The sequence below is a fragment of the Pseudomonas sp. PAGU 2196 genome (assembly GCF_022179005.1).
GTDB lineage: Bacteria > Pseudomonadota > Gammaproteobacteria > Pseudomonadales > Pseudomonadaceae > Aquipseudomonas > Aquipseudomonas kermanshahensis.
This window is the reverse complement of sequence record NZ_BNTL01000003.1, coordinates 18,402-31,788: the sequence shown is the minus strand read 5'-3', so window position 1 is coordinate 31,788 and position 13,387 is coordinate 18,402. Positions and strand designations below refer to the sequence as shown.

Genomic DNA, 13,387 nt, shown 5'->3' with positions numbered 1-13,387 from the left:
TCCATGTGTGCGAAGACGTGGGTCAAAGGGTCAGGAAGCCGTCGTACAGGCCATAGGCAGCCACCAGGGCGCCGACGACCACGGCCGCGAAGATCAGTTTTTCCACGTTGGTAAAGATGGGTTGGCCAACCTCGCGCTTGGCCTTGGCGAACAGGATGGCCCCAGGGGCGTACAGCAGGGCCGAGAGCAGCAGGTACTTCACGCCGCCGGCGTACAGCAGCCAGATGGCGTACAGCAAGGCGACGGCGCCGATGAACAGGTCCTTCTTGCGTTCGGCCAGGGCTTGCTCGTAGGTTTCGCTGCGCAGTGCCAGCAGGAAGGCATACGCCGCCGACCACAGGTAAGGCACCAGGATCATCGAGGTGGCGAGGTAGATCAGCGACAGGTAGGTACTGCTGGAGAACAGCGTGATGACCAGGAAGATCTGCACCATGGCGTTAGTCAGCCACAGGGCGTTGGCCGGTACCTGGTTGGCATTTTCGCGGCGCAGGAACTCCGGCATGGTGTGGTCTTTGGCGGCCGCGAACATGATCTCGGCGCACAGCAGCACCCACGACAGCAGCGCCCCCAGCAGCGAGATGATCAGGCCGACGCTGATCAGCACCGCCCCCCAGTGGCCGACCACATGTTCAAGCACGGCGGCCATCGACGGGTTCTGCAGCTTGGCCAGTTCTGGTTGGGTCATGATGCCCAGCGACAGCACGTTGACCAGCACCAGGAACAACAGCACGGTGACAAAGCCGATGACGGTGGCCTTGCCCACGTCAGCGCGTTTTTCCGCCCGTGACGAGAAGATGCTCGCGCCCTCGATGCCGATGAACACCCAGACGGTGACCAGCATCATGTTGCGCACCTGGTTCATCACGCTGCCCAGCTCCGGAGTGCCCAGGCCCCAGATATCGGCGGTGAACACATCCAGTTTGAAGGCGAACAGGCAGATGAGGGCGAACAGCACCAGCGGCACGATCTTGGCGACCGTGGTGACCAGGTTGATGAACGCCGCTTCCTTGATCCCGCGCAGCACCAGGAAGTGCACGGCCCACAGCAGGATCGAGGCGCCAATGATCGCGGCGGGGGTGTTGCCCTCACCGAAGATCGGGAAGAAGTAACCGAGGGTGCTGAACAGCAGCACGAAGTAACCGACGTTGCCGAGCCAGGCACTGATCCAGTAACCCCAGGCCGACGAGAAGCCCATGTAGTCACCGAAACCGGCTTTGGCGTAAGCGTACACACCGCCGTCCAGGTCAGGTTTGCGGTTGGCCAGGGTCTGGAACACGAACGCCAGGGTCAGCATGCCGACCGCAGTGATTGCCCAGCCGATCAGCACTGCACCAACGCCCGCGCTTGCCGCCATGTTTTGCGGCAACGAGAAGATCCCGCCGCCAATCATTGAACCCACTACCAGTGCAACTAACGCACCGAGTTTTAGTTTTCCGGATGAATCAGACATTTAACAACTCCTGCCAGGAGAAAGTTGACGACAGAGTAAATCCGACGCCTGCGCCATTCGCTGACTTGGGTCAGTTCATGGGCACGTAAAGTAGGAAAAATCCTTCACGTGGCTCCTGGAGAGTGCCGACAGCTTTGCTGCAGGCCTTGCACGCTGGCACCTCCATGTCCTTCTAGAGCAAACGCTCTGTTCGGCCTGCGATGCTTGAAGCTAGCTGTTTTTGGGGCTTTCGCAAATTTTTCACAAGAATTTCGAGTTTTAAGAGTTTCTTCCCTAGTTGCTGGGCAGCTGCTAGTTTTTTACAGAGCGTGTGCATAGACAAAGCAGTTATGACTGCTATAGCTTTTATGGCGTCATTTAATATAAGTCATGCCTTTTATATGGCCGCCACGGCTGTTTCAAACGCATGACAGCGGGTGAAAAAAGGGAGGCACATGAGCGAACCGGGACAGAAGCTGCGCTTGGGCGCGTTGATCGCACTGGTGGTTGGCTCGATGATCGGCGGCGGGATTTTCTCGCTGCCGCAGAACATGGCGGCGCGTGCCGATGTGGGGGCGGTGCTGATCGGCTGGGGCATCACCGCGGTTGGCATGCTGGCCTTGGCATTCGTGTTCCAGACACTGGCCAACCGCAAGCCCGAACTGGACTCAGGTGTATATGCCTACGCCAAGGCCGGCTTTGGCGACTACATGGGCTTTTCTTCGGCCTGGGGTTACTGGATCAGCGCCTGGCTCGGCAACGTCGGCTATTTCGTGCTGCTGTTCAGTACGCTGGGGTTTTATTTTCCGGTGTTTGGCGAGGGCAACACGCCCATCGCCATCGGCTGTGCTTCGCTGCTGCTGTGGGCGGTGCACTTTCTGGTGTTGCGCGGGATCAAGGAGGCGGCGTTCATCAACCAGGTGACCACCGTGGCCAAGGTGGTGCCGTTGCTGATCTTCATCGTCATCGCGGCCTTCGCGTTCCGGGCCGATATCTTTACCCGTGATATCTGGGGCTTGAGCAACCCGCAGTTCGGCAATGTGCTGGACCAGGTGCGCAACATGATGCTGGTGACCGTGTTCGTGTTCATCGGTATCGAAGGCGCCAGTGTGTATTCCGGGCGTGCGCAGCGCCGCTCGGACGTGGGCAAGGCCACGGTGATCGGTTTTCTGGGGGTGCTGGCGCTGCTGGTACTGGTCAACGTGCTGTCGCTGGGGGTGATGACCCAACCGGAGCTGGCCGGGTTGCAGAACCCGTCGTTGGCCTCGGTGCTGGAGCACATCGTCGGCCCGTGGGGTGCGTTGCTGATCAGTATCGGCTTGGCCATTTCGCTGCTCGGCGCGTTGCTTTCCTGGGCGTTGCTGTGTGCGGAAATCCTGTTTGCCACCGCGCGTGACAAGACCATGCCGCGCTTTCTGGCCAAGGAAAACGCCAACCATGTACCGGCCAACGCGCTGTGGCTGACCAACTGCATGATCCAGGGTTTTTTACTGATTACGCTGTTTTCGGCCGGAACTTACACCAGCCTGATCTACCTGGCGTCTTCGATGATCCTGGTGCCCTACCTGTGGTCAGCGGCGTATGCGGTGTTGTTGGCGGTACGTGCAGACACCTACGCCGGGCAAGCGGCGTTGCGGCGCAAAGACCTGCTGGTGGCGTCGGTTGCCTTGCTGTATGCGGTGTGGCTGCTGTATGCCGGTGGGCTCAAGTACCTGCTGCTGTCGGCACTGTTGTATGCCCCCGGGGTGATTCTGTTCGCCAGGGCCAAGCACGAGCAGGGGCAGACCCTGTTCACGACGTGGGAGAAGCTCATTTTTACCGCGGTGCTGGCGGGCGCTGCGCTGGCGGCGTATGCCCTGTATTCAGGGTTGCTGAGCTTGTGACCCGGCAGGGCAGGCCTGTTCTGGGCGCGACCAGATCCACAGGTTGCCCAGTGTCATGCCGCCAATCGCCAGAAACACGGGCCAGTGATGGTCCAAGAAGGTCAACATCAGCCCCGCGCACAGCAGCATGCTGAGGGTTGCACTGACCTTCGCCCGACGCTGAATCACCTTGCCATTACGCCAGTTGAACAGAATCGGCCCGAACAACCGGTGGTTCTCCAGCCAGGCAGAAAGGCGCGGTGAACTGCGGGTAGCGGCCCAGGCGGCCAGCAAGATGAACTCGGTGGTCGGCAGGCCAGGAATGACGATCGCGACCAGGCCTATCCCCAAGCTGACGTAAGCCAGGATTCCATACAGCAGGCGGGCGATTTTCGAGCGGGCAGGTCGGGTCATGGTCTCACTGCAAAAAACGGTTCGGCCACCGGTGGGGTGGCCGGGCATAGCGTGTCAGACCAGCGCGGCATCCGCGGCATAGGCGTGTTTGAGCAGCTCGGTGAAGCGCTCGAAGGCTGCGACTGCGCCGCGTTCGGCGGCGGCCTCTTCGTCGGCCGACAGCGCCAGGCCATCGAGGATACGGGTGAACTGTTTCCAGCCCTCGGCACGGCCGCCGGCCGGTTCGCCCAGGTGGCGAGCGCCAAAGCTGTCGGACAGCTCCAGGGCCACGGCCCGCTTGATCAGAAACGCAGCGCCCAGTTTGGAGCCTTCGGAGACGAAGATCCAGCCCATGGCTTCGCCCAGGCTCGGATTTTGTACCGCGCCGGGCACTGGGCCAGGCACGTCGGTGTCGAGGTCGGCGAGGTCCAGGCGGGCCTGCTCGGCGCGGCAGCGCTCGGCCAGATCGGGGACGATGGCGATCAATTGCGGGTCGGTGTACAAGGCCTTGAGTTCGGACTGGAACAGGTACTGGGCGACCACGAAGCGGGCGAAGCTTTCACGGCTGTCGAAGGGCGCGTGGGACTTGACCAGGGCATCCAGCTCGGCGTGCGGGGCGTGGGTGATCTGGTTGAGGCGCTGGGAGCGCAGGGCTGGGCGTTCGGTCATGGGGGCAGTCCTTGGAAAAAGGGGGCGTCTAGAGACAAGACGAAATAGCGGGGGCGGGACAGTAAAAAAACTGGGGTTTTCGGGTGTAGGCCTTGAGAGTTGTAGCGCCTTTCGGATCGAGCGCCGCTCGCGCGGCGTTTCGCAGCACAAGGCTGCTCCTACGCCTGTTTGCGTGCGCCCTTACCTCAGGAGTAATTGGCCCGAAAAAATGTAGGAGCAGCCTTGTGCTGCGAAACGCCGCGCAAGCGGCGCTCGATCTCAAGCACTGCAACACTCAAGGCCTACCCAAGCGATCAGATATCCCACACCACATTGATGCCAAAGTTACGCCCCGGCATGGTCAGGCGGTCCATGTTGGCCGGCTGGGTCACAGCCGCTTCACCCTGGCCGTCGTAGCTGCGCACCGAATCCCACTGCCAGTACTTCTTGTCGGCAAGGTTGTACAGGCCGGCGTTGATGGTGACGTCGTCGGTCACCTTGTAGAAGCCGGTCAGGTCCAGCACGCCATAGCCCGGGGTGCGGAACTTGCTGCTCGAACCGTCGGGCGCGTAGAAGTGGGTGTCGTCCACGCGGGTCTTGCGCTTGACCAGCGTCCAGCTCAACAGGCCGCCGTAGTTCTGCTGCTCGTAACCCAGGCCGAACACGCCCTTCAGCGGGTTGACGGTGTTCAACGGCTGGCCGGTGTCATCGTTGCGGCCGTAGGTGTAGGCAATCGAGCCCTGGGTGTACAGGCCTTGCGGCGCACCGAAGTGATCCAGGTTCAGGCGGCCCTTGACCTCGGCGCCTTTGATGGTGGCGTGCTTGATGTTGTTGGCCTGGAAGGTTTGCTCCAGGTTGGCGCTTTGCACGGCGTCTTCGTCGATGAAGTCGCGGTACTTGTTGTAGTACACCGCCACATCGAAGTTGCCGGCGTCGAAGTTGCCGCGCAGGCCGGTTTCGTAGCTTTTGCTCTTCTCAGGCTCAAGCCCCGGGTTGCCCTCTACGCGGTAGCCTTGCTCCAGGTTCTGGAAACGGCCGTACATGGACTTGGCGGTCGGGGTGCGGAAGCCTTCGGCGTACTGGCCGTACCAGGTGTAGTTGTCGTTGAAGGCGTAGGTCAGGCCGAATTTGGGCGAGACGCGGTGCCACTTCTTGTCCGAGTCGTCCTGGGAGGTAGGCGCCGTGCCAGTGGACTCCAGGCCACGCAGGAAGGCGTCGGTGAACTTGGGCTCCATGTGCGTGTAGTCGTAGCGGGCGCCGGGCAGGAAGGTCCAGTTGTTCCAGCGGATTTCGTCCTGGACGAACAGGCTGTAGGTGTTCACGGTCGGGTCCGGGAAGTCGCTGACCAGGGCCTGGCCGTCTGCCGGGCGGTCTGCACCGGCGGCGCTGCAACCTGAGCCAACCGCCAGGCAGGTGCCGGTGCCACTGCGCGAACCGGTGACTTTCTCGTGCTTGAGGGTGGTGCCATAGGTCAGCAAATGGTCGGTAGCACCGATGCTGAAGGCCTTGTCCAGCTGGGCATCGAACACCCACTGGCGGTCTTTGTAGGTGGTGTCGCGGGTGCGCAGAACCTGACGGCCAGGTGGTGCGTAGACTTCCTCGGTGTGCTGGTCGGTCTTGGCGATCTGGTAGTTCAGGCTCCATTTCATGTGGTCGGCTACCAGCGAGTCCAAGCCAAATTCATGATTGATGCCGAAGCGCTCGCGAGTGATGGTGTCGTTACCACTGCGTGCCTTGTAGTAACCCATGCCGCCGAAACCTGGAATGAACGGCCCACCCGCCGCACTGAGAATATTCTGGTCGCGGTCATCCTTGTAACGCTCGTAGGTGAACCCCAGGCGTGCGTCGTCGGCGTAGTTCCAGCCCAGTTTGGCCAGCACGTTGGTGGTGCGCGCGTCCTGCGGGTTGGCTTCGGTGCGGGCCAGGCCGTCACCGCTGTGGCCACCGTACGATTCGGTCTCGTGGCCGTTGCGCTGGCTCAGGTGCAGCAAGCCATCGACGTCGCCCTGGCGGCCGGCAACGGTGGCGGAGGTCAGCCAGCTTTCGTCGGCCGAGCTGTAACCGGTCTTCAAGCGGGCGCCGACGTCCTTGCCGGGTTTGATGATGTCGTCGGGGTCGAGGGTGAAGTAGCTCACCGCACCGCCGATGGCGTTGCTGCCGTACAGCACCGACGCCGGGCCGCGCAGGATCTCCACGCGCTTGACGATTTCGGGGTCGACATAGTTACGCTGGGTTTGGGCGTAAGGGCCGTAGAAGAAGCTGTCGGGGATCGACACCCCGTCGATCTGGGTGAGGATCCGCTCACCGTCGATGCCGCGGATGTTGTAACCGTTCAGGCCGCTGCGTTGGCCGGTACCCGCCACCGAAACCCCCGGCTCGTAACGCACCAGGTCCTGAATGTTGTTGACGTTCTGCCGGTCCAGTTGCTCGCGGGTCTGCACGCTGACGGTGCTCGGCACCTGGCTGATGTCCTGGGCGCTGCGGGTGGCGCTGACGGTCACCTGCTGCAGGGCGATGACATTGCCCGTGGTCTGGCGTTCGAGCACCACATTGCCGTTACTGATCTTGCGATAGCCAAGGCCCGTGCCCTTGAGCAGGCGCTTGAGCGCAGCTTCCGGTGGCAGTGCACCTTGCACCCCTGGCGAGGCCACGTTATCGGCCAGCTCGGCACTGAAACCGACTTGCCAGCCGGTCACTTGGCTGAAGGCATTGATGGCCGAGACCAGCGGCTGCTGGCCGATGCTGAAGCGATAGTCGCCCATGCGCGGGCTGCTGGCCTGGGCAGGTTCGGCGGCCAGGGCCGGCAGGCTGCAGGCGCCGCAGGCGAGCAGGGCCAGGCTCAGCAGGGACAATTGCCCTGTACGGCGGGAAAGTGTGGACGGGCGAGTTGGACCTGTGGACATCGAAAGCGCTCCCAGACGCGCGAACTGTTATAGGTGATGACCGTTCTTGTTTTCAAACAAGAATCAGTTGCATTGGCTATAACGAGACGGGCGGCGCAGCGCAATCGCGTAAAAATAATTTATCGCGCAGGCAAGGGATGCAGCGGTCACTCAGTTGAGGATGACCACCGCGGGGTATTCATGCAGCCGGGCAGAGGTGATGTGGGCCAAGGCACGCAGGGTTTCCAGCGGTTGGTCGAGGCGATAGTTGCCGGTCACCGCAACGTCTTCGAGGCTGGCGTTACGGTTGATGATCCAGCCCGGGTAGTAGCGCCTGACCTCGGCCAGCACCTGGCTCAACGGGCAGTTCTCGAACACCAGGCGGCCATCGACCCAGGCCAGGTCCTTCTGCATGTCCGCGCGCTGTCGCTGGCCAAAGCCCTGAGGGCCGACGCTGATGCTGTCGCCGGCACTGAGGCGGATGCGCTGGTCACTGGCGGCCTGCAGGTCAACGTCACCACGTTGTACCCGCACCTGGGCTTCGCCGTCCAGGTAACGCACGGCAAAGTCGGTATCACGCACCTGGGCGCGCAAAGGGCCGGCCTGGACTTCGAGCGGCACTTGCCCGCCCTCAGGGACCTGGAAGTAGGCCTCGCCCTGGAGCAGACGGGCCACCTGACGCCCTTCGCGCAGGTCGCTGGCAAACGCCGAATTGGTGTTGAGCAGCACTTTTGCGCCGTCGTCCAGCTGCAGGCGCTGGCGCTCACCGACCACGGTCAGGTGGTCGGCCTGCAGGCGCATGGGCAGGTTGCCGAGGGTGAACAGGCCGACCAGCAGCACTGCCGCGGTGGCCAAGGGCTTCCAGTGGCTGCGCAGGCGCCCGCGCAACGACCGACGCTGGCCCTGATGCAGTTGCACGGCAGCCTGGTGCAGCGGCATGCCGTTCCACAGCGCTTCTGCTTCAACGTAGGCTTCGGCGTTTTCCGGTGCGGCGCTGAGCCAGGCTTCGAAGGCCTGGGTGTCCTGTGCATCGGCGCATTGCAGGCGTACCAGCCAGTCCAGCGCCTCGTCCCTGGCACGGGCACGGGCATTGAGCCCGGCGGGTGTCGGGCGAGGGGCGGGGTGGTCGGTCACGGTGAATCCTTGAAAGGGTTATTCACGAATGATCAAGGCTAAGGCGGGGTGTGGCAAGCGCTTTGCGTTGCCTGGCGGGCCGGTGGTCGTTTCACTTGAGGCGGTCGGCGACGCCCATGCAGATCGCCATGATCAGTTTCAGTTCCTTCTGAACCGTGCTGGCCGAGACGTGCAATTGCTCGGCGATTTCCAGGTAGGTGGCGCCATGCAGGCGGCTGAGGATGAAGATGCGCTGCTGGCGCTCGCTCAGTTGGTTGAGGCTGACGCTGAGGTGCTCGAGCAACTGCTCGGCGTGGGCGGCGTCTTCGCTGCTGCTGGTGGGGGCGGCAATGCTGTGCAGCACCTCGTCGGGCACGTCGTCGACCAGCATGCGCGCCTGCACCCGGCGTGCGCGCAGGTGGTCGAGGGCCAGGTTGCGCGCAGTCTGGAACACGAAGGGTTCGATATGCTCGATGGGCCGCTCACTCAAGGCACGGGACACCCGCAGGTAGGTTTCCTGCAGCAAGTCCTCGGCCGTGCTGGGGTTGCCCACCATGCGTTGCAGGGTGCGCAGCAGGGTGAGGCGCTGGACGAGGAAGACGGAGTTGAACCGGGACTGACTCACGGGGGGACCTGGCCGACGAAAGGTTAATGATAATGCTTATCATCTGTACCAAAGGTCAAGTCTGGAAGTGTTTAGAAATGGTAAAGATTGTGATTAACCCTGACTAGCGCATCCCCTTGTAGGAGCAGCCTTGTGCTGCGAAGAGGCCGGTAGACGCCCCGAAAATGCTGGGCTGTACCGGCCTCTTCGCAGCACAAGGCTGCTCCTACAGGGAAACGTATGCCGCTGGGTTACTGGGCGCTGCACAACGCCAGGCAGTTATCCAGCATCCGGTTGGAGAAGCCCCATTCATTGTCATACCAGGCCAGCACCTTGAGCATCCGCCCATTGGCCCGGGTATGGTTGGCATCGAAGATCGACGATAACGGGTTGTGGTTGAAATCGCAGGAAACCAAAGGCAAGGCGTTGTAGCCCAATACTCTGGAATGTCGGCTGGCCTCCAGGAACAGTTGGTTGACTTCGTCGGCACTGGCTTCGCGCTTGAGGTTGACGGTGAGGTCCACCAGCGACACGTTGATCACCGGTACCCGTACCGCCATACCGGTCAGCTTGCCGGCCAGCTCCGGCAGCACCAGGCCCACGGCTTCGGCGGCGCCGGTCTTGCTGGGGATCATCGACTGGGTGGCCGAGCGCGCCCGGTAGGGGTCGCTGTGGTAGACGTCGGTGAGTACCTGGTCGTTGGTGTAGGCATGGATAGTGGTCATCAGGCCCTGCTCGATGCCGAACTCGCGGTGCAGCACCTGGGCGATGGGCGCCAGGCAGTTGGTGGTGCAAGAGGCATTGGAAATGATCTGGTGTGAAGCGCGCAGCACGTCGTGGTTAACCCCGTACACCACGGTGGCATCGGCACCTTTGGCTGGCGCCGAGACGATCACTTTGCCAGCCCCGGCGGCCAGGTGCGCGGCGGCCTTGGCGCGTTCGGTGAACAGCCCGGTGCATTCGAACACCACGTCGATCGCTTCGGCCTTCCAGGGCAGTTCGGCCGGGTTGCGGATGGCACTGACTGCGATGCGGTCACCATTGACCGTCAGGCTTTCATGATCGGCTTCGACGCTGGCGTCGAAGGTGCCATGCACGCTGTCGTACTTGAGCAGATGGGCGTTCATGGCGCTGTCACCCAGGTCGTTGATGGCGACGACCTGCAGGTCCTGGCGGTAGCCTTGGGTATACAGTGCGCGGAGGACATTACGCCCAATGCGGCCGAATCCATTGATGGCGATGCGAAGGGTCATGGCATTACCTCTGGCGGTTCGAGTGAGGCCTGTGGCACAAAGGGGCTTCACTGAAACGGTTTTGTTGTTGGAATTACAAGATTATTCACTATCAGATAGAAAACAAGCCTTTTTAGTGGCAGTATTTTGTTTAAACATACAACGAGTGGTCGGGCAGGCCACCCCAGCGAGACCTCCAGGCCCTTTCCTAGAGCCTAGGTCGCAATCGTTTGGAGGGGAAATGCCTGGTAAGCCGCCCCTACAGTTAGCCTGGAGTCCAGTACATGCACCCGCGCATCCTTGAGGTCACCCAACGGCTGGTCGAACGCAGCCGTGCCACCCGTGAACGCTACCTGCAGCTGATTCGCGGCGCGGCCAGTGACGGACCCATGCGTGCCAGCTTGCAGTGCGCCAACTTCGCCCACGGCGTCGCCGGTTGCGGCGCGCAGGACAAGCAGAGCCTGCGCCTGATGAACGCGGCCAACGTCGCCATCGTCTCCGCCTACAACGACATGCTCTCGGCGCACCAGCCGTACCAGCACTTCCCCGAACAGATCAAACAGGCCCTGCGCGACGTCGGCTCGGTTGGCCAGTTCGCCGGCGGGGTGCCGGCCATGTGCGATGGCGTGACCCAGGGCGAGCCGGGCATGGAGCTGGCCATTGCCAGCCGTGAAGTGATCGCCATGTCCACCGCTGTTGCCCTGTCGCACAACATGTTCGACGCCGCGCTGATGCTCGGCATCTGCGACAAGATCGTCCCCGGCCTGATGATGGGCGCGCTGCGCTTCGGGCACTTGCCGACCATTTTCGTGCCAGGTGGCCCGATGCTGTCGGGCATCTCCAACAAGCAGAAGGCCGACGTGCGCCAGCGCTACGCCGAAGGCAAGGCCAGCCGCGAAGAGCTGCTGGAGTCGGAGATGAACTCGTACCACAGCCCAGGCACCTGCACCTTCTACGGCACCGCCAACACTAACCAGCTGGTGATGGAAGTGATGGGGCTGCACCTGCCGGGCGCCTCGTTCGTCAACCCTTACACGCCATTGCGTGACGCGCTCACCGCCGAGGCGGCGCAGCAGGTCACGCGCATGACCAAGGCCAGTGGCAGCTTCATGCCGTTGGGCGAGATCGTCGACGAGAAGGCACTGGTCAACTCGATCGTCGCCTTGCACGCCACCGGCGGCTCCACCAACCACACCTTGCACATGCCGGCGATCGCCCAGGCGGCAGGCATCCAGTTGACCTGGCAAGACATGGCCGACCTGTCCGAAGTGGTGCCGACGCTGTCTCACGTCTACCCCAATGGCAAGGCCGACATCAACCACTTCCAGGCCGCCGGCGGTATGGCTTTCCTGATTCGCGAGCTGCTCGATGCCGGCTTGCTGCACGAAGACGTCAACACCGTTGCAGGCCATGGCTTGCGCCGTTATACCCAAGAGCCGTTCCTCGACAACGGCAAGCTGGTCTGGCGCGAAGGGCCGACGCAGAGCCTGGACGAAAGCATTCTGCGCCCAGTGGCGCGGCCGTTCTCAGCCGAAGGCGGCCTGCGGGTGATGGAAGGCAACCTGGGGCGTGGGGTGATGAAAGTCTCCGCCGTTGCCCCCGAACACCAGGTGGTGGAGGCCCCGGCGCGGATCTTCCACGACCAGCAGTCGCTGGCCGATGCCTTCAAGGCCGGTGAGCTGGAGTGCGACTTCGTCGCCGTGGTGCGTTTCCAGGGGCCGCGTTGCAACGGCATGCCCGAGCTGCACAAGCTGACGCCGTTCCTGGGTGTGCTGCAGGACCGCGGCTACAAAGTGGCGCTGGTGACCGATGGGCGCATGTCGGGCGCGTCGGGCAAGATCCCGGCCGCCATCCACGTGTGCCCCGAAGCTTACGATGGCGGCCCGCTGGCGCGCGTGCGCGAGGGTGATATCGTGCGGGTCGATGGCGTCGCCGGCACGCTGCAGGTGAAGGTATCGGCCGAAGAACTGGCCAGCCGTGACCTGCCCCCCGCCCCCCAAGGCAATGACCTGGGTTGCGGGCGCGAACTGTTCGGCTTCATGCGCATGGCGTTCAGCCCGGCCGAGCAGGGCGCCAGCGCCTTTACCTCGGCTTTGGAGAACCTCAAATGAAGGACTTGCTGGTTGGCGACATCGGTGGCACCAATGCCCGTTTTGCGTTGTGGCGTGACAACCAGCTGTACCAGGTGAAGGTATTCGCCACCGCGGACTACACAAGCCCCGAGCAGGCCATCGAGGCCTACCTGAAGGATCAGGGCATTGCCCGGGGTGGCCTGTCGGCGGTGTGCCTGGCGGTGGCCGGGCCGGTCGATGGCGATGAGTTTCGCTTCACCAACAACCATTGGCGCCTGAGCCGCCGTGCGTTCTGCAACACGCTGCAGGTCGAGCGGCTGATGCTGATCAACGACTTCTCGGCCATGGCGCTGGGCATGACCCGCCTGCAAGCGGGCGAGTTTCACGAGGTGTGCCCTGGCCATGCCGACCCGCTGCGGCCTGCGCTGGTAATCGGGCCCGGTACCGGGCTGGGTGTCGGCAGCCTGCTGCGCCTTGGCGAGCAGCACTGGCAGGCGCTACCTGGTGAAGGTGGGCATGTCGACCTGCCGGTGGGCAATGCCCGCGAGGCCGCGATCCACCAACAGATTCACAGCCAGATTGGCCATGTCAGTGCCGAGACCGTGCTCAGTGGTGGAGGCCTGGTGCGCTTGTATCAAGCCCTGTGCGCGCTGGATGGCGACACACCGCGGCACAAGACCCCGGCGCAGATTACCGATGCCGCCCTGGGCGGTGAGCCGCGGGCGTTGGCGGTGGTCGAGCAGTTCTGCCGCTTCCTGGGCCGCGTGGCGGGCAACAATGTGCTGACCTTGGGCGCGCGCGGTGGGGTTTATATTGTCGGGGGGGTGATCCCTCGGTTTGCCGAGCTGTTCCTGCGCAGTGGGTTTGCCACGAGCTTTGCCGACAAGGGCTGCATGAGTGGGTATTTTGCCGGGGTGCCGGTGTGGTTGGTGACGGCTGAGTTTTCGGGGCTGCTGGGGGCCGGGGTGGCTTTGCAGCAGGCGCTGGATCACTGATGGGAGCGCTTTGCGGCCCTTCGCAGCACAAGGCTGCTCCTACAGGATGGCGCTGGATCATTGATGGGGCGCTTTGCTGCCCTTCGCAGCACAAGGCTGCTCCAGGATGGCGCTGGATCATTGATGGGGCGCTTTGCTGCCCTTCATACAGGATGGC

General features: G+C 62.8%; 10 protein-coding genes. 3 read left to right on the top strand and 7 right to left on the bottom strand.

Going from position 1 to position 13,387, the window contains the following annotated elements:
- Nucleotides 1-22: 22 nt before the first annotated feature.
- Entirely contained in the window at nucleotides 23-1,450 is a 1,428-nt protein-coding gene (gene arcD, locus MFF34_RS03575; RefSeq protein ID WP_027595652.1) for an arginine-ornithine antiporter, read from the bottom strand.
- 434 nt (nucleotides 1,451-1,884) lie between these two features.
- On the opposite strand from arcD (MFF34_RS03575), the gene arcD (MFF34_RS03570) reads away from it, so the two are divergent.
- Nucleotides 1,885-3,312 carry an arginine-ornithine antiporter gene (gene arcD / locus MFF34_RS03570; protein ID WP_238210322.1) on the top strand — a complete coding sequence of 476 codons (1,428 nt, stop codon included), beginning with the start codon at nucleotides 1,885-1,887 and terminating at the stop codon, nucleotides 3,310-3,312.
- Here arcD (MFF34_RS03570) and MFF34_RS03565 read toward each other — a convergent pair.
- The 6 genes from MFF34_RS03565 to gap form a co-directional block, all read right to left on the bottom strand.
- A complete protein-coding gene (locus tag MFF34_RS03565) occupies nucleotides 3,292-3,705 on the bottom strand; it encodes a YbaN family protein (protein ID WP_027595654.1) in 414 nt (137 codons plus the stop codon). The two genes, arcD (MFF34_RS03570) and MFF34_RS03565, sit on opposite strands and share 21 nt — an antisense overlap.
- Nucleotides 3,706-3,759: 54 nt before the next feature.
- Nucleotides 3,760-4,353 (bottom strand): biliverdin-producing heme oxygenase, encoded by a 594-nt coding sequence (locus MFF34_RS03560; protein ID WP_238210320.1) that lies wholly within the window; start codon nucleotides 4,351-4,353, stop codon nucleotides 3,760-3,762.
- 293 nt (nucleotides 4,354-4,646) lie between these two features.
- Nucleotides 4,647-7,235 (bottom strand): TonB-dependent receptor, encoded by a 2,589-nt coding sequence (locus tag MFF34_RS03555; RefSeq protein ID WP_238210318.1) that lies wholly within the window; start codon nucleotides 7,233-7,235, stop codon nucleotides 4,647-4,649.
- A 150-nt stretch (nucleotides 7,236-7,385) separates the two neighbouring features.
- Nucleotides 7,386-8,348 carry a FecR domain-containing protein gene (locus tag MFF34_RS03550; RefSeq protein WP_238210316.1) on the bottom strand — a complete coding sequence of 321 codons (963 nt, stop codon included), beginning with the start codon at nucleotides 8,346-8,348 and terminating at the stop codon, nucleotides 7,386-7,388.
- A 91-nt stretch (nucleotides 8,349-8,439) separates the two neighbouring features.
- Entirely contained in the window at nucleotides 8,440-8,952 is a 513-nt protein-coding gene (locus MFF34_RS03545) for an RNA polymerase sigma factor (RefSeq protein WP_238210313.1), read from the bottom strand.
- 230 nt (nucleotides 8,953-9,182) lie between these two features.
- On the bottom strand, nucleotides 9,183-10,184 hold the full coding sequence (gap, locus tag MFF34_RS03540; protein WP_027595659.1) for a type I glyceraldehyde-3-phosphate dehydrogenase: 1,002 nt from the start codon (nucleotides 10,182-10,184) through the stop codon (nucleotides 9,183-9,185).
- A gap of 263 nt (nucleotides 10,185-10,447) precedes the next feature.
- Between gap and edd the strand changes: the two genes are divergently transcribed.
- Both edd and MFF34_RS03530 read left to right on the top strand, forming a co-directional pair.
- Entirely contained in the window at nucleotides 10,448-12,274 is a 1,827-nt protein-coding gene (gene edd, locus MFF34_RS03535) for a phosphogluconate dehydratase (RefSeq protein WP_099428419.1), read from the top strand.
- Nucleotides 12,271-13,230, top strand: a complete 960-nt coding sequence (locus MFF34_RS03530) for a glucokinase (RefSeq protein ID WP_238210311.1) — start codon at nucleotides 12,271-12,273, stop codon at nucleotides 13,228-13,230. The genes edd and MFF34_RS03530 overlap by 4 nt, the downstream gene beginning before the upstream one ends.
- Nucleotides 13,231-13,387: the final 157 nt, after the last annotated feature.